Source organism: Clostridioides sp. ES-S-0005-03 (assembly GCF_020658455.1).
GTDB lineage: Bacteria > Bacillota > Clostridia > Peptostreptococcales > Peptostreptococcaceae > Clostridioides.
The window spans coordinates 84,310-100,951 of the sequence record NZ_JACVWI010000004.1; the positions used below are offsets into that span (position 1 = coordinate 84,310).

Annotated in this window: 16 protein-coding genes; all 16 read right to left on the bottom strand. The window is 29.9% G+C overall.

Annotation, left to right across the window (positions count from 1 at the left end):
* Positions 1-2: 2 nt before the first annotated feature.
* Complete coding sequence (flgM, locus tag IC218_RS15560) at positions 3-278, bottom strand: flagellar biosynthesis anti-sigma factor FlgM (protein ID WP_227434647.1); 276 nt, start codon at positions 276-278, stop codon at positions 3-5.
* 151 nt (positions 279-429) lie between these two features.
* The gene (locus IC218_RS15565; RefSeq protein ID WP_227434646.1) at positions 430-744 is read right to left on the bottom strand and encodes a FliM/FliN family flagellar motor switch protein; all 315 of its coding nucleotides are present in this window, start codon (positions 742-744) and stop codon (positions 430-432) included.
* A 23-nt stretch (positions 745-767) separates the two neighbouring features.
* Entirely contained in the window at positions 768-1,196 is a 429-nt protein-coding gene (locus IC218_RS15570) for a YaaR family protein (protein ID WP_227434645.1), read from the bottom strand.
* A gap of 8 nt (positions 1,197-1,204) precedes the next feature.
* Entirely contained in the window at positions 1,205-1,873 is a 669-nt protein-coding gene (locus IC218_RS15575; protein WP_227434644.1) for a lytic transglycosylase domain-containing protein, read from the bottom strand.
* A 38-nt stretch (positions 1,874-1,911) separates the two neighbouring features.
* Entirely contained in the window at positions 1,912-2,895 is a 984-nt protein-coding gene (rfbB, locus tag IC218_RS15580) for a dTDP-glucose 4,6-dehydratase (RefSeq protein ID WP_227824845.1), read from the bottom strand.
* A 35-nt stretch (positions 2,896-2,930) separates the two neighbouring features.
* On the bottom strand, positions 2,931-3,488 hold the full coding sequence (gene rfbC / locus IC218_RS15585; RefSeq protein WP_227434642.1) for a dTDP-4-dehydrorhamnose 3,5-epimerase: 558 nt from the start codon (positions 3,486-3,488) through the stop codon (positions 2,931-2,933).
* 51 nt (positions 3,489-3,539) lie between these two features.
* Positions 3,540-4,409 carry a glucose-1-phosphate thymidylyltransferase RfbA gene (rfbA, locus tag IC218_RS15590; protein WP_227434641.1) on the bottom strand — a complete coding sequence of 290 codons (870 nt, stop codon included), beginning with the start codon at positions 4,407-4,409 and terminating at the stop codon, positions 3,540-3,542.
* Positions 4,410-4,517: 108 nt separating this feature from the next.
* Positions 4,518-5,390 (bottom strand): dTDP-4-dehydrorhamnose reductase, encoded by an 873-nt coding sequence (gene rfbD / locus IC218_RS15595; RefSeq protein ID WP_227483462.1) that lies wholly within the window; start codon positions 5,388-5,390, stop codon positions 4,518-4,520.
* Positions 5,391-5,599: 209 nt separating this feature from the next.
* The gene (locus tag IC218_RS15600) at positions 5,600-9,406 is read right to left on the bottom strand and encodes a phosphoribosylformylglycinamidine synthase (protein ID WP_227824846.1); all 3,807 of its coding nucleotides are present in this window, start codon (positions 9,404-9,406) and stop codon (positions 5,600-5,602) included.
* A 24-nt stretch (positions 9,407-9,430) separates the two neighbouring features.
* Entirely contained in the window at positions 9,431-10,681 is a 1,251-nt protein-coding gene (purD, locus tag IC218_RS15605) for a phosphoribosylamine--glycine ligase (protein ID WP_227483464.1), read from the bottom strand.
* Between the two features lie 10 nt (positions 10,682-10,691).
* Entirely contained in the window at positions 10,692-12,224 is a 1,533-nt protein-coding gene (purH, locus tag IC218_RS15610; RefSeq protein WP_227824847.1) for a bifunctional phosphoribosylaminoimidazolecarboxamide formyltransferase/IMP cyclohydrolase, read from the bottom strand.
* A complete protein-coding gene (purN, locus tag IC218_RS15615; RefSeq protein WP_227434636.1) occupies positions 12,217-12,810 on the bottom strand; it encodes a phosphoribosylglycinamide formyltransferase in 594 nt (197 codons plus the stop codon). The genes purH and purN overlap by 8 nt, the downstream gene beginning before the upstream one ends.
* Positions 12,804-13,880, bottom strand: a complete 1,077-nt coding sequence (gene purM / locus IC218_RS15620) for a phosphoribosylformylglycinamidine cyclo-ligase (RefSeq protein ID WP_227434635.1) — start codon at positions 13,878-13,880, stop codon at positions 12,804-12,806. Before purM ends, purN begins: the two co-directional genes overlap by 7 nt.
* Positions 13,874-15,241: an amidophosphoribosyltransferase gene (purF, locus tag IC218_RS15625; RefSeq protein ID WP_227434634.1), complete on the bottom strand. Its 1,368-nt coding sequence runs from the start codon at positions 15,239-15,241 to the stop codon at positions 13,874-13,876. Before purF ends, purM begins: the two co-directional genes overlap by 7 nt.
* Positions 15,242-15,252: 11 nt before the next feature.
* Positions 15,253-15,951 carry a phosphoribosylaminoimidazolesuccinocarboxamide synthase gene (gene purC / locus IC218_RS15630; protein WP_227483465.1) on the bottom strand — a complete coding sequence of 233 codons (699 nt, stop codon included), beginning with the start codon at positions 15,949-15,951 and terminating at the stop codon, positions 15,253-15,255.
* A 5-nt stretch (positions 15,952-15,956) separates the two neighbouring features.
* Positions 15,957-16,433, bottom strand: a complete 477-nt coding sequence (gene purE, locus IC218_RS15635; protein ID WP_003420964.1) for a 5-(carboxyamino)imidazole ribonucleotide mutase — start codon at positions 16,431-16,433, stop codon at positions 15,957-15,959.
* Between the last annotated feature and the right edge of the window lie 209 nt (positions 16,434-16,642).

Below are 16,642 nucleotides of genomic sequence, written 5' to 3' on the forward strand. Positions count from 1 at the left end.
CTTTATCCTCGCATATCCTCTATCATTTTTTTCGCAATTTCTTCTGGTTTTATTTTGTAAGTTCCATTTTCCAATGCATTTTTTATTTCATCGATTTTCTTATTTCTAATAGTCTCATCACTCATATTTGATACACTTGCCATTTCCTTTGCAAATTTAGATAGCTCTATCTTGTCTGTTTTACTAGTTTTTTGAACTTCTTCCACTTTTTTTACACCTGATGTATTCTTTAAATAATTATTTATTACAATATTTGAACTTACATTTTTAATATCCATATTTTCACCTCCAAAATTACATACTTATAATTTAGTTATCGCTCAGAAAATAAAAACATTTATATGATTCAAACATATTTTAAATTTTTTATAAAAATAGCCCCTTAGCTAAACTCATACAGAACAGCTTAAAGGGATACTATTTAAAATGCTAATTTATATCTGAATCTTCTATTTTAGATAATCTTACAGATAATTTCTCATTTGTAATAATGCTTTCTCCATAAGCAAACAATCTATCATTTGCATATATATCTAATTTCTCATCCACATTCTTATTTAGTTTTATTATAGAACCTTCTTTTAATTCTAATATATTTTTTATTGTTTCTGTTGTATTTCCTATAGAAACAGCTACATTTACTTTTGCATTAAAAACATTTTGATTTTCTTCTATAACGCCAGTCTTTTCTTCTATTAGTTGCCCAAAATTCAATTCATATATATCCTCTTTTTTGCTATTCATAAAACTTTTCTCCTTGTATAACCTTATCTATACATATCTATCAACAAGCCTTGTATCATATCAACAGTAGAAACAATATCTATGTTTTCTTTTTCTTCACTAAGTAATTTACTAGTCATATCCTCAAGTTTATCATCAACAATCTTTACATTCTTATAGTATTGATGCTCCCAAAAACTGCTATTTTTATCAAGTGAATACATATTATCTACAACAGATTTTAGGTATTCTTTTACTGCATTTTTATATATACTAATATCACCATAGTTTTGAGTAAGTACAAGCCTTTCCCCCGCTTTTTTTACACTTTCCAGATTTCGTTTTATATCTTCCATTGAAGAAGATTGTTTTACAGAGTTTAAGTTATCAGAAAATTTATTATTCTCTTTTAGTTTTTTAACCTCTATATTTCTACTTGGACTTATGTTTAGCTTATCTATATTTATACCCATAATAAAGCCTACCCTCTATAATATTTCATAACCTTAGGAATATAATTTTGTGTTTCTTTTGGCATTTTATACAGGTCAGAAATTGATTCTACCCCTCTGCTTTTCATCCTTCCAGGACCACCATTATATGCCATCAATCCCATTTCTATGCTCCCTCCAAACATATCAATGTATTCCTTAATGTGTCTAGTTCCAGCATCTATATTCTGTTCTATATTAAAAGGGTCTGTAACACCCAAATCTTTGCAATTTTCCGGCATAAGTTGCATAAGACCCTTCGCACCAGCAGAAGATACAGTATTTGGATTAAAATCTGATTCAACTTTAATTATTGCTTTTATAAGGTTCGCATCCACATTATATTTTTTTGATGCTTGCTCTACAGCACTTTCAATTCTTGACTTTAAATTTTTATCTTTTGTATCAACATCTATAAACCTACTAGATGTATTATTTACTGCATTATCAAGCTCGTTAAATAAATTTTCAGAATTAGACAATAAATTATATCCATTAGAAGTCTGTTGATTATTTTGTGACAATGCTTTTAACAATGTCATCATAACCATGTCAAATCCAGATGAATTATTATATGTACAGTTACACTGATTTGTAGTGTTGCTACCAGATAATTGAGTTAATGCCAATATATTAATTAATGAACTTATCTCATTCAATATAAAACTCCCCTTTCTAAATTTTATAAACTTCAAAATTAAACTGATAGAACAGATTTCCACCAATATTCATGCTCTATATACCATTTAACTGTTTCTTTTATACCTGAATCAAAATCATATTTTGCCTTCCAACCTAACTCATTCTCTATTTTAGATGGGTCGATAGCATATCTTAAGTCATGACCAGGTCTATCATTTACATAGGATATTAAATCCTCAGATTTACCTAAAATATTTAATATAGTTTTTACTACTTCTATATTACTTCTTTCATTATGACCACCTATATTATAAACCTCACCAATTTTTCCTTTATGTATTATTAAATCTACAGCAGTACAATGGTCGTATACATGTAACCAGTCTCTTATATTTTCTCCATTTCCATACACTGGCAATTGTTTGTCTTCAAAAGCATTTAAAATCATAAGCGGTATCAATTTTTCAGGAAAATGATATGGCCCATAATTATTTGAACATCTAGATATAGTTGTTGGAAGTCCATATGTCCTATAGTAAGAGTTAACCAATAAATCTGCTGCTGTTTTAGACGCTGAATAAGGGGAACTTGGATTAATAGCTGATTTCTCTGTAAAGAATAAATCCCTTCTATCAATTGGTAAATCACCATAGACTTCATCTGTAGAAACCTGATGATATCTTTTTATCCCATATTTTCTACATGCATCTAAAAGTACTTGTGTTCCTATAATATTTGTTTGTATAAATAATTGTGGATTTTCAACTGACCTATCTACATGAGATTCTGCCGCAAAGTTAACAACTATATCAAACTTTTCCTCTTCAAATAATTTATAGACATGCTCTCTATCTGAAATATCTCCTCTAACAAATTTATAATTGGGCTTATCTTGTACTTCTTTTAATGTTTCCAAATTACCAGCATAAGTCAATAAATCTAGATTAACAATAGAATAATTTAGATACTTATTAAGCATATAATGTACAAAATTACTTCCAATAAATCCTGCTCCTCCAGTTATCAGTATTTTTTTCATATTTTTCTCCTAAATATTAATTCTAATAAATTTTATTAACGTTCTATACAGATATCTTTAAAACTTTTTTGTTTTTTGTCCTTTACTGATAAGAATATTTCTTCAATTCCTTCTAAAGGCCAATCAATCGATACTTGCTTATCATTCCACATAAAACCACTCTCAAATTCTGGATAATAATAATTTGTACACTTATAACTAAATACAGCTTTTTCTGATAAAACTAAAAATCCATGTGCAAATCCTTCTGGAATATAAAATTGCTTTTTATTTTTATCAGACAGTATTACTCCTTCCCACTCTCCAAATGTTTGTGAATCTTTCCTTAAGTCAACTGCAACATCGAAAACTTCTCCCTCTGTAACTCTAACTAATTTTCCTTGAGGATATCTATTTTGAAAATGCATTCCCCTTAATACGCCTTTCCTTGAGCTAGATTCATTATCTTGAACAAAACACATATCAAGTCCAAACTCCATAAAATCTTTTTTATTATAACTCTCAAAAAAATATCCTCTATTATCATAAAACACATTTGGTTCGACTATATATAGCCCTTCTATTTTTGTCTTTATAAAATTGAATTTTACCATTACAATAAACTCCTTTATTGAAATAAAATTTATGATAAATTTTATTTCATATTACATATCTTCATTGGCTAGTTTTAATAGATACTGGCCATACTCAGTTTTTATCAGTGGTCTAGCTAGTTCAATTAACTTCTCTCTACTTATATATCCCTTTGTATATGCAATCTCTTCTAAACATGCTATATACAATCCCTGTCTTGTCTGAACTACTTCAACATAATTAGAAGCATCTAATAGCCCCTTATGTGTACCAGTATCCAACCAAGCCATACCTCTTCCTAAAAGTTCTACTTTTAGTTTTCCTCGTTTTAGATATTCATTATTTATTGAAGTTATTTCTAGTTCCCCTCTATCTGATGGTTCAACAATCTTTGCTATTTCTACAACATCATTGTCATAAAAGTATAACCCTGGTATAGCATAATTAGATTTAGGTATTTTAGGTTTTTCTTCTATTGATAAAACATTAAACTCTTCATCAAATTCCACAACACCAAAAGCATTTGGATTACTAACATGATATCCGAATATGGTTGCTCCAGTTCTTTTAACTGCATTCTCTAATCTTTCGCTAAATCCATACCCATAAAATATGTTATCACCTAATACAAGAGAAACACTATCACTTCCTATAAATTCTTCTCCTATTATAAATGCTTCTGCAATCCCATTTGGTTTTTCCTGAATTGCATATGCTATTTTAAGTCCCAATGAACTTCCATCTCCAAATAGTTCCTCAAAAGCTATTATATCTCTTGGTGTAGATATTATAAGTATTTCTTGTATCCCTGCCAACATAAGAACTGACATTGGATAATATATCATTGGCTTATCATATATTGGAAGTGTTTGTTTTGATATACATTTTGTTATAGGATATAGTCTTGTTCCAGACCCTCCTGCTAAAATAATTCCTTTCATATTTATTCCATCCTTAAATTTACTTTGTCATATAATGATTATCGGATAAATAAAAGAAATATTTATATTTTACGTAATATCTTATTTTATTTTTTATAAATAGAATATTTACCTTCTAATGATATCATATTCTTTTAAATACTCTTCTATAGACTCTTCCCATTTTCTAAATGAATTTAATCCAATTAATTTCAGCATAAAATTATCAAGTACAGAATATTGTGGTCTTTGAGTTTTACTCTTAAAATCTTTACTTTTAATTGGATTTACTTTTATATCTATATTTTTTAACTCAAATATCTTTTTAGCAAAATCATACCAACTACACTCACCTTCACATGTGGCATGATAAACTCCATAATTCTCTGTTTCCATAATATTTATTATAACCTTTGCTAAGTCTACTGTACTTGTTGGACTCCCAAACTGGTCATCAACGACATTAACTTCTTTATTTTCTTTAGAAAATTTTATCATAGTCTTTACAAAATTATTTCCATCACCATATAGCCATGCTGTTCTCAGTATAAAGTACTTATGTGAGAATTGTTCCACAAATTTTTCTCCCATAAGTTTACTTTTTCCATAAACAGAATTAGGTTCAGTTTTATTATCTTCTTTATATGGATATTTAGAAATACCATTAAATACATAATCAGTTGATATGTGGACAAGTTTAGCATTCACTTTTTTTGATGCTATTGCTAAATTCCTAGCTCCTAAAGAATTTATTTTATATGAAGTTTCTATATTGTCTTCACATGCATCGACCTTTGTATATGCTGCACAGTTTATAATTACATCAGGTTTATTATATGTTATAAAACTATCTACATTAGTTTGATTAGATATATCTAAATCATCTCTTGTTGTAGGTAATATATCATATTTTACTTGTTTTATACTTTGATTAATTGATTCTAATTGATTGACCAATTCTCTCCCTAATTGACCATTAGACCCTGTTATTAATATTTTCATTGACTGTTTTTACCCCCTCAATAAATATTCAAATCTACCTAATACTTAATTATAACATAGCTTATATTTTGACTTAGGTAGAATATATATTATTTTTATATAAATAGAAAAAGAGATGTAACATTAAATGATTATCATCACATTATTACATCTCTCTAAATCTAAATATTTAAAACATATGTTTTAATTACCAATTAATTACCAGAATCCTATCTAAAATACTTAACTCCAGATTCAAATATCTTTTGGTCTTTTTCACCTATGATATTCTTAAATACTTCCTCACCAATTCTCTCAGAATGTCCCATTTTACCAAACACTCTACCATCAGCACTAGTTATACCTTCAACAGCATAGAATGAACCATTTGGATTAAATTCAATATCATAAGTAGCTTCATTATTAAAATCAACATATTGAGTTGCTACTTGTCCATTAGCAATTAATTCTCTCATAACATCTTCACTAGCAACAAATTTACCTTCTCCATGAGAAATAGCTATATTGTGAATATCTCCAATATTAGTTTGAGCTAACCAAGGAGATTTATTAGATGAAATTCTAGTTCTAGCAATCTTAGCTTGATGACGTCCAATATTATTGTAAGTAAGTGTTGGTGCACTTTCACTTGGAACTCTTATTTCTCCATATGGAACTAAACCTAACTTAATTAATACTTGGAATCCATTACAGATACCTAACATCAAACCATCTTTTTGAGTTAAAAACTCATTTATAGCTTCTTGAACTCTAGGGTTTCTAAATACAGTAGCTATAAATTTACCAGAACCATCTGGCTCATCACCAGCACTAAATCCTCCTGGTAACATTATTATTTGAGAAGATTTTATTTCATTCACTATTGTATCTATAGAATCTTCTATGTCTTTATAAGTTAAATTCTTAAATACTCTTATATTTGCATTAGCCCCTGCTCTTTCAAATGCTCTTGCAGAGTCATATTCACAGTTTGTTCCAGGGAATGCTGGTATAAATACTCTTGGAGTAGCTATACTTAATGATGATTTTTTAGCCTCTCCTTGTGATATATAGCTTATAGTCTCTATTTTTGATTTTACTTCTTCTGTTTTAGTTGGGAATATAGGCTCTAAAGTACTACAATGCGCTTTATATAATTCATCTAATGAAAGTTCTTCACCTTTAATGAATATACTAGCATCTTTAACTGTACTTCCAAGCACTATGTAATTATATCCATCTAACATGCTTAAATCATCATTTGCTAATTCAAGTACTATATTTCCATAACTAGCTTCAAATAATTTATCATCTGTATATACTTTTTCAGCTTCTTCATTAAACTTAAATCCTATTTTGTTACCAAAAGCCATTTTACTTATTGCTTCACCTACACCTGCAAATCCCAATGCATATGTTGATAAAACTTTATTTTCATGTATAAGTTCTCTTACTTTATCTAAGTTTTTCTTTAGTTCTTCAAAGTCTATAACATTATTTTCTGCTTTATTTACACATAACATTACTACTTTTGAATCTGCTTTTTTAAATTCTGGAGATACTACTTTTCTAGCATCTACTGTATCAACAGCAAATGAAACTAATGTTGGTGGAACTTCAATATCTTTAAATGTACCAGACATACTGTCTTTTCCACCTATAGCAGGTATTTCAAACTTACTTTGTGCATAAAATGCTCCTAAAAGTGCTGAGAATGGTTTACCCCATTTTTCTGGATTGTTACCAAGTTTTTCAAAGTACTCTTGGAATGTAAGTCTTGTTGTACTGTAATTTCCTCCAATAGCAACTAATTTACATACAGATTCTACTACTGCATATAAAGCTCCATGGAATGGACTCCATTTCCCTACTTTTGGATTATATCCATAAGTCATTATTGTAGAAGTATTAGTTTCTCCACCAAGAACTGGTATCTTAGCAACCATACCTTGAGTTGGAGTGGCTTGATACTTTCCACCAAATGGCATAAGTACTGTATTACCACCAATTGTATTATCAAACATCTCTACTAATCCTTTTTGAGAACAAACATTAAGGTCAGATAATACTTTTGTAAATTTATCTTTCATACTTGCACACTTAACATCTTTTACTATTTCATTAGAGCTAAAGAATGTATTTTCTTCATCTACTTTAGTAACATGGACATCAGTAGTTTGTTTCACTCCATTTGTATCTAAAAACTCTCTATTTATATCTACAATTGCTTTTCCATTCCAGAACATTCTTAAATATCCTGTATCAGTTACTGTAGCTACATGTGTAGCTTCTAAGTTTTCTTCTACTGCTAATTGTATAAATTTATCTTTATTTTCTTTTTTTATAGCTACTGCCATACGCTCTTGTGATTCTGAAATTGAAAGTTCAGTTCCATCAAGCCCATCGTATTTTTTAGGCACTAAATCTAAGTTTATGTCCAAACTATCAGCAATCTCACCTATAGCAACACAAACCCCACCTGCTCCAAAGTCATTACATCTTTTTATCATTTGAGCAACTTCTTTATTTCTAAAGAATCTTTGTATTTTTCTTTCATTAGGAGCATCTCCTTTTTGAACTTCTGCACTACAAGTCAATATTGATTCTTCACTATGCTCTTTAGATGAACCAGTTGCTCCTCCACAACCATCTCTTCCTGTTTTTCCTCCAAGAAGAACTATTACATCTCCTGCTTCTGGTCTTTCTCTTACTACATTTTCTTTTGGTGCTGCTGCTATAACTGCACCTATTTCCATTCTTTTTGCAACAAAGTTTTCGTCATATACTTCTGCAACTTGTCCAGTTGTAAGACCTATTTGGTTCCCATATGAACTATATCCATGAGCTGCTTCTGTAGTTATTTTTCTTTGCATAAGCTTTCCAGGTAAAGTGTCCTCTAAAGTTGTTCTTGGGTCAGCACTTCCTGTAACACGCATTGCTTGATAAACATAACTTCTTCCTGATAATGGGTCTCTTATAGCTCCACCTAAACAAGTAGCTGCTCCACCAAACGGCTCTATTTCAGTTGGATGGTTATGAGTTTCATTTTTAAACATTACTAAATATTTTTCCATCTTTCCATCAACTTCAACATCCACATTTATACTACATGCATTTATTTCTTCACTTTCATCTAGGTCATTTAACTTACCATTTTTCTTTAATTCTTTTACTGCAACTGTAGCTATATCCATTAAGCATATATCTTTATGTCTATTAACATATACATTGTCTCTTGAGTTAAGATACATTTGATACGCTTCTTTTACTATATCATTAAATTTACCATCTTCTATTTTCACATTTTCTATTTCAGTCATAAAAGTAGTGTGTCTACAATGATCAGACCAATAAGTATCTAGAACTTTTATTTCTGTTATAGTTGGGTTTCTCTTTTCTGTATCTTTGAAATATTTTTGAACATGTTGTAAGTCTCCTAAAGTCATTGCTAATCCTTTGTCACTTACAAATGATTTTAATCCGTCTTCATTTAAATCTATAAATTCATCTAATATTTCAACTGCTGTTGGTATCTCAGTTTCCATTTTTAATGTTTCTGGTTTTTCTAAAGATGCTTCTCTACTATCCACTGGATTTATGCAGTAATCCTTTATTTTGCTAAATTCTTCATCAGTTATTTTACCTGATAATATATAAACCTTTGCTGTATTAATAGCAGGTCTTATACCTTGATTTACTATTTGGACACATTGAGCTGCCCAGTCACCCCTTTGGTCATATTGACCAGGTAGGAACTCTATTGCAAATACTCTTTCTCCATTTAATTCTGGTATTTCCTCATAGTATACTACATCTAGATTTGGCTCAGAAAAGATTGTCTTTGCTGCATTTTCATAAACATCTTCTGATATTCCTTCTACATCATATCTATTTAATATTCTTAAATCTTCTATACTACTTATGTGCAAGCTTTCCACTAAATCCTTTTTTAAAGCTTTAGCCTCAAGGTCAAAACCTTCTCTTTTTTCAACTAGTACTCTTCTAACCATTGAGTCTTTATTTCCAGTATTCAACATACCTTATCCTCCATTTTAGAAAAATTATCTACCTATGTCTGTTCTATAGTGCATTCCTTCAAAGTTTATTTTTTTTATATTTTCATAAACTTTTTCTGCTGCATCTTTAACTGTAGCTGATTTTGTAGTTATACCAATTACTCTTCCCCCATTAGTAACTAAATTGCCGTCAAGCATCTTAGTACCACTGTGGAATACTACTATATCATCATCTAAATTTTCAAGACCAGTTATAACTTTTCCTTTTTCATAACTGTCTGGATACCCACCTGATGTAAGCATAACACATACAGCTTCATCATCACTATAATTTATTTCTATGTCTTTTAACTTATTATCAAGTATAGCTTCCATTATTTCATGTAAATCTGTTTCTAATCTAAATAAAACAGATTGTGTTTCAGGGTCTCCAAATCTTACATTATATTCAAGTACTTTCTCTCCATCATCAGTTATCATAAGACCAACAAATAAAATACCTTTAAAGTTAAGTCCATCTTTTTTGAATCCTTCTAATGTTTTTTCTAGTACTGTTTCTTTTACTTTATTTGCTAATTCTTCTGTATAGATTTCACTAGGTGAAAAAGTTCCCATTCCACCTGTATTCGGTCCTTGTTCATAATTGTTTACCTTTTTATGGTCTTTTGCACTTGCCATAGGAACTATTGTATTATTGTCTACAAATGCCAAGATAGAAGTTTCTATACCTTTTAAAAATTCTTCAATTACTATTTTATCTCCAGCAGTTCCAAATTTCTTATCTGACATCATTTCTTTTAAAGTTGCTATAGCATCTTCTCTATTTTCAGGTATTACAACACCTTTTCCAGCAGCTAATCCGTCCGCTTTTATTACTACTGGATACCCAAAGCTATCTATTTCTGATATAGCTTCTTCTAAGTTTGTATATTCTTTATATTTTGCAGTAGGTATGTTATGCTTTATCATAAAATCTTTTGAAAAAGCTTTACTTCCTTCAAGTTGAGCACATTTTTTATTAGGTCCAAATACTCTTAAACCTTCTTTTTCAAATTCATCTACTATTCCCATAACTAGTGGTACTTCTGGACCTACTATTGTTAGACCTATTTTGTTATCCTTGGCAAATTTTAAAAGCCCTTCTACATCAGTATCACCTATATTTACACATTCTGCTACATTTGCGATTCCTGCATTACCTGGCGCACAATAAACTTTTTCTACATTTTTTTCATTGCTTAATTTCCAGCATATAGCATGTTCTCTTCCGCCACCGCCTACAACCAATATCTTCATAATATCCTCCTTAGTGTTTGAAGTGTCTTATTCCTGTAAATACCATAACCATATCATACTTATCACAAGCTTCTATTGAATCTTTATCTTTTATAGAACCACCTGGCTGAACTACTGCTGATATTCCATATTCATGAGCTAATGTTACACAATCATCAAATGGGAAAAATGCATCTGATGCTAAAACAGCTCCTGTAAAATCTTTATCTTTATTATTTTCAAGAGCATTTTTTAATGCCCAAATTCTTGATGTTTGTCCACAACCTAGAGCTAGAGTTTGACCATTTTTTACTATTGCAATTGCATTTGACTTCATATTTTTTACCACTCTCATACCAAATTCCATGTCTTTAAGTTGCTCATCTGTTGGTTTTGCTTTTGTTACATTTTCACTTTTTTCTGCTAATGTATTGTTTCTATCTTGTATCAATAATTTTCCATCTAAGTATTTCATTTCATATGGTTGTAAACTATTTTCTATCTTAGCTAATTTTAAGATTCTTAGATTTTTCTTTTGTTTAAGTATCTCTAATGCTTCTGGTTCAAAATCGTATGCTACTACTATTTCTAAGAATATTTCATTTAATTTCTCTGCTGTAGCTTTGTCTATAGTAGAAGTTATTCCTACTATTCCACCAAAGATTGATACTTTATCTGCTTCATAACATTTTGTATATGCTTCAAAAGCATCTTTTCCTAATCCTACACCACATGAATTAGCATGTTTTATAGCTACTGAAACTACTTCTTCACTGTCTTTAAATTCTCTCATAACTTCTAAGCAACCATGTAAATCATTTAAGTTGTTGAAAGAAAGTTCTTTACCACCTAGTTGTTCATAATTTAAGATTGGATTTTTTGCATTTGATTGTGAATATAAGAAACCATTTTGATGTGGATTTTCTCCATATCTTAAAGTTTGTTCTTTTTGGAAAGTTAAATTTAATATGTCAGGATATGTATCTCCTACTTCTCCAGCAAAATAGCTAGATATTAAAGCATCATATCTTCCTGTAGTTGAGAAAGCTTTATATGATAATTTTTTTCTATCTTCTAATGTCATTGTGTCTGTTTTTAATTTTTCTATTATAGAATCATAATCTTTTATATCTACTACTACTATTACATCTTTATAGTTTTTAGCAGCAGAACGTATCATAGATGGTCCACCGATATCTATATTTTCTATCATTTCATCGTGGCTTTTTCCAGCTTTTAAAGTTCCTTCAAAATCGTATAGATTTACAGCTACTAAATCTATTGAATGTATTTTATGTTCATTCACAGTTTCTACATGAGATTCTTTGTCTCTTTTATAAAGTATTCCACCATGTATATATGGATTTAATGTTTTTACTCTTCCATCCAATATTTCTGGGAAGTTTGTAACATCTTCAACTTGCATTACATTAACTCCATTTTCTTTTAATGTCTTAAAAGTATTTCCTGTAGATATAATTTCATAGTCTAACTTATTTAATTCTTTAGCAAATTCAACTACACCTGTTTTGTCAGTTACACTTATTAAAGCTCTCTTACTCATTTATAAACACTCTCCTACCTTGAAGTTTTAATTTATTTTCACAAAAAAGACTTAAACTCTCTTCCAAAATCCTATGTTCAACTTCTAACACTCTTTTTGCAAGTGTTTTTGCATCATCATCTTGATTTACCTTAACTACATCTTGCATTATTATTGGTCCAGTATCAGCACCTTCATCCACAAAATGAACTGTAGCACCAGTTACTTTAGCCCCATAATCTATTACTCCCTGATGGACTCTTTCTCCATAGAATCCAGCCCCACAAAATGAAGGAATTAATGATGGATGTATGTTTATCATTTTGTTTCTAAACTCATTAACCAGCTTTGGGCTGATTATTTTTAAATAACCAGCCAAAACTACTAAATCTATTTTATTTTCTTTAAGAATTTCTATTATCTTGTCTTCATTAGTTTCACAAATTGCCTTTATGTTATGATTTTTAGCTCTCTCTAAACCATAAGCATCTTGCTTACTTGAGATAACTACTTTAACCTGACCTTTTATTTTTCCAGACTCAGTACCATCTATAACTGCTTGTAAATTTGTTCCTCCACCAGATATCAAAACTCCTATATTTAGCATAATTCTACACCTTCATGACTATCTACTACTTCACCAATTATATATGCTTTATCTTCTAATAATTCACTATACTTTTTATCTACATAAGCAGCATTGTCATTTTCTCTATTATTTATAAAGTTTACAACATCGTTGGCATTTTCTTTATCTACTATTAAAACTAGTCCAATACCCATATTAAAACTCTTATGAAGTTCTCTCTCATCTACAGCATTAAAACCTTCTATCATTTTGAATATAGGAGGTTTCTCCCAAGATTTCTTATTGATATCTAATCCTAATCCTTTAGGTATAACTCTTGTTATATTTTCTATAAGCCCTCCACCAGTTATGTGAGCTATAGCTTTTATATCATGTTTAGCTAATACATCTAAAGCTAACTTAACATATATTTTAGTTGGTGTTAAAAGTGCTTCCCCAACTGTCATTCCTAGTTCTTCTACATATTGTTCCATCTTATAATCATAAGTTTCTAAGAATATCTTTCTTATAAAAGAAAATCCATTACTGTGTACTCCACTTGAAGATATACCAACTAATACATCTCCTGATTTAACATCATTTCCAGAAACAATCTTTTCTTTGTCAGCTATACCTACAGAGAATCCTGCTAAATCATAATCATCATCTCCATACATTCCAGGCATTTCAGCAGTTTCTCCACCAATTAGTGCACAACCAGACATCTTACAGCCATCTGCTATTCCACCAACTACTTTTTCTATATGCTCAGGAACTAATTTTCCAAGAGCTATATAATCAAGGAAGAATAATGGCTTAGCACCTTGACATATTAAATCATTTACACACATTGCAACTAAATCTATTCCAACAGTATCATGCTTGTCCATCATTTGAGCTATTTTTAACTTAGTCCCAACACCATCTGTAGATGCAAGCAAAACTGGTTCTTTCATTCCTACAAAATCTTTTAAACTGTATAATCCACTAAAGTTTCCTAAATCTCCAACTACATTTCCATCATAAGTTCCTTTAATTTTACCTTTTATAAGGTCTACTGCTCTATTTCCTTCATCTATATCTACACCTGATTCTTTATATGTTAACATGAAAGTAGTTCCTCCTTATCAATTTTTTTAACTGGGTATTCTCCATCAAAACAAGCTTTACAGAAAGTAGACTTATGTTCTGCTGCATCTAACATTCCTTCTATATCTAGGAATTTTAAACTATCACATCCAATATATTCTCTCATTTCTTCTACGTTGTTACTTGATGCAATTAACTTAGAGCGATTTGGAGTATCTATTCCATAATAACAAGAGTAAGCTACTGGAGGAGATGTTATTCTAAGATGAATTTCTTTTGCTCCTGCTTCTCTTAAAGATTTTACTAACTGTTTAGATGTAGTTCCTCTTACTATTGAATCATCTACTAAAATTATAGATTTTCCTTTTATTACTGTTGAAAGAGGATTTAATTTTATTTTTACAGCTATTTCTCTTTCCTCTTGTGTAGGTTTTATAAATGTTCTTCCTACATATCTATTTTTAACTAGACCTTCACTTATTTTTAATCCACTAGCATTTGCATAACCAATAGCTCCTGGCCAACCTGAATCAGGAACTGGAACTACTACATCTGCTTTTACATTTTCATCTTGAGCTAATCTTTCCCCACATTTAATTCTGAACTCATATGCATTTACATTATCTATAGTTGCATCATTTCTTGCAAAGTATATGTGTTCAAATATGCAACTTTTCTTAACTGGTTTATAATTTTCTGAATAAAAATATGATTTTAATTCACCATCTTTAACTACTATTATTTCTCCTGGCTCTACATCTCTTATAACTTCTCCGCCAAGTATGTCTATTGCACAATTTTCTGATGCAAATATATATTCATCACCCTTTTTACCAAGTACAAGAGGTCTGAATCCATGTGGATCTCTAACTGCAACCAATTCATCTTGACTCATTATTACAAGGGCATATGCACCTTTGATATAGTCCATTGTTACTTTTAAACTTTCTACTATATCACCTTTGTAATATCTTGCAAGTATATATAAAATTACTTCTGTATCTGAATTAGTTTGGAACATATATCCATCTTCTTCTAGCATATCTTTTAAATAATTTGCATTTACTAGATTTCCATTATGAGCTATAGCTAATTGTCTTTTTCTGCAACTTCCAACTAAAGGCTGACAGTTAGAAACATGACTTCCTCCAGCTGTTGAATATCTAACATGTCCAATACCTATATTTCCTTTTAACTTAGATAATTCACTTTCCTTAAAAACATCTCCAACTAATCCCATATCTTTTTTGTACTTAATTTCTCCATCATCTAAAAGAGCTAAACCACAGCTTTCCTGCCCTCTGTGTTGCATAGAATATAAAGAATAATATAGTTCTTTAGTTACATCTTTATTAGAGTAAATCCCTAAAACTCCACACATACATTTGCCTCCTATTTATTATTCATTCTCGAAAGTACTTCCATATAACCTTCTACAAGGTCTCCAAGGTCTCTTCTAAATCTGTCTTTGTCTAATTTTTCATTTGTGTTTACATCCCAAAGTCTACAAGTGTCTGGTGATACTTCATCTGCCAATATTATGTTTCCTTCTGAATCTTTACCAAATTCTATTTTAAAGTCAACTAACTTTAGGTTTAATTTTAAGAAGAATGTTTTTAGCAATTCATTTATTTTTAGAGTTTCTTCTCTTAAGAATTTCAATTCTTCTCTAGTTGCTAATTTCATTGCCACTGCATAATCGTCATTTAGCATTGGGTCACCATAATCATCGTTTTTATAGCTTATTTCAAAGATTGGCTCATCGAAAACTACACCTTCTTCAAGACCAACTCTTTTGCAGATAGAACCAGCAGCAATATTTCTTACTATCACTTCTAATGGTAAAATTTCTACTTTCTTAACTAGCATTTCTCTGTCTGATAAACTTTTTATAAAGTGTGTATTTATATTATTTTCTTTTAACATTTCAAAGATTATTGTTGATATTTTATTATTTAGTATACCTTTTGAAGATATTTCTGCTTTTTTTTCTCCATTAAATGCTGTTGCATCATCTTTATAATAAACAACATATTCGTTTTCATTATCTGTAGAATATACTTGTTTTGCTTTTCCTTCATATAATAACATTTCTGTTACCCCCTTAAGTTCTTGTCGTCTTCTAGCACCTTTTGTGCCATTTCTTCTCTATATGATTTCAAATCTTCTTTTAATTTTGGGTATTTTAGAGTCATTATTTGTAATGCCAATAAAGCTGCATTTAAACCTAAATCTATTGTAACTGTTGCAACTGGTATTCCTTTTGGCATTTGAACTATTGATAAAAGTGAGTCTAATCCATCCATAGTTGATGATTTAATAGGCAATCCTATTACTGGAATTAGAGTTTGTGAAGCTATTACACCTGGTAGATGTGCTGCTTTTCCTGCTGCTGCTATTATTACATCTGTATCATCTTCTATTTCTTTTAGGAATGTTGAAAGTTGTTCTGGTGTTCTATGAGCAGATAATGCTCTTGCTACAACTTCTATTCCATATTTTTCAAGCAGTTTTATCCCTTCTTCTAATTTTGGATAATCTGATTTTGAACCCATAACTACTGCTACTTTCATTAGACTTCCCCTCTCCGTTTATAAGTTATTTTACATTTTAAATCATTCGTATCATTATACGAATTATACACCTTAAATTTTATATTAATATACATATATTATCAACTCTTTTTTGAAATTTTTTAAAAAAAATATTACTTGTATTTTTTTTATTCGCCTCATATCGAACTTTATTCGCTTTTTTTGATACCTAATAAAATTACTTTTCA

Coding starts and splice junctions, on each gene's coding strand:
- purF (WP_227434634.1), bottom strand. CDS start 15,241: ATGTGTGGAGTTTTAGGGATTTACTCTAATAAAGATGTAACTAAAGAA.
- flgM (WP_227434647.1), bottom strand. CDS start 278: ATGGATATTAAAAATGTAAGTTCAAATATTGTAATAAATAATTATTTA.
- purC (WP_227483465.1), bottom strand. CDS start 15,951: ATGTTATTATATGAAGGAAAAGCAAAACAAGTATATTCTACAGATAAT.
- rfbC (WP_227434642.1), bottom strand. CDS start 3,488: ATGGTAAAATTCAATTTTATAAAGACAAAAATAGAAGGGCTATATATA.
- purM (WP_227434635.1), bottom strand. CDS start 13,880: ATGTTAACATATAAAGAATCAGGTGTAGATATAGATGAAGGAAATAGA.
- rfbB (WP_227824845.1), bottom strand. CDS start 2,895: ATGAAAAAAATACTGATAACTGGAGGAGCAGGATTTATTGGAAGTAAT.
- IC218_RS15600 (WP_227824846.1), bottom strand. CDS start 9,406: ATGTTGAATACTGGAAATAAAGACTCAATGGTTAGAAGAGTACTAGTT.
- purE (WP_003420964.1), bottom strand. CDS start 16,433: ATGAAAGTAGCAGTAGTTATGGGTTCAAAATCAGATTATCCAAAATTA.
- purN (WP_227434636.1), bottom strand. CDS start 12,810: ATGCTAAATATAGGAGTTTTGATATCTGGTGGAGGAACAAATTTACAA.
- IC218_RS15565 (WP_227434646.1), bottom strand. CDS start 744: ATGAATAGCAAAAAAGAGGATATATATGAATTGAATTTTGGGCAACTA.
- rfbA (WP_227434641.1), bottom strand. CDS start 4,409: ATGAAAGGAATTATTTTAGCAGGAGGGTCTGGAACAAGACTATATCCT.
- rfbD (WP_227483462.1), bottom strand. CDS start 5,390: ATGAAAATATTAATAACAGGGTCTAATGGTCAATTAGGGAGAGAATTG.
- purH (WP_227824847.1), bottom strand. CDS start 12,224: ATGAGTAAGAGAGCTTTAATAAGTGTAACTGACAAAACAGGTGTAGTT.
- IC218_RS15570 (WP_227434645.1), bottom strand. CDS start 1,196: ATGGGTATAAATATAGATAAGCTAAACATAAGTCCAAGTAGAAATATA.
- purD (WP_227483464.1), bottom strand. CDS start 10,681: ATGAAGATATTGGTTGTAGGCGGTGGCGGAAGAGAACATGCTATATGC.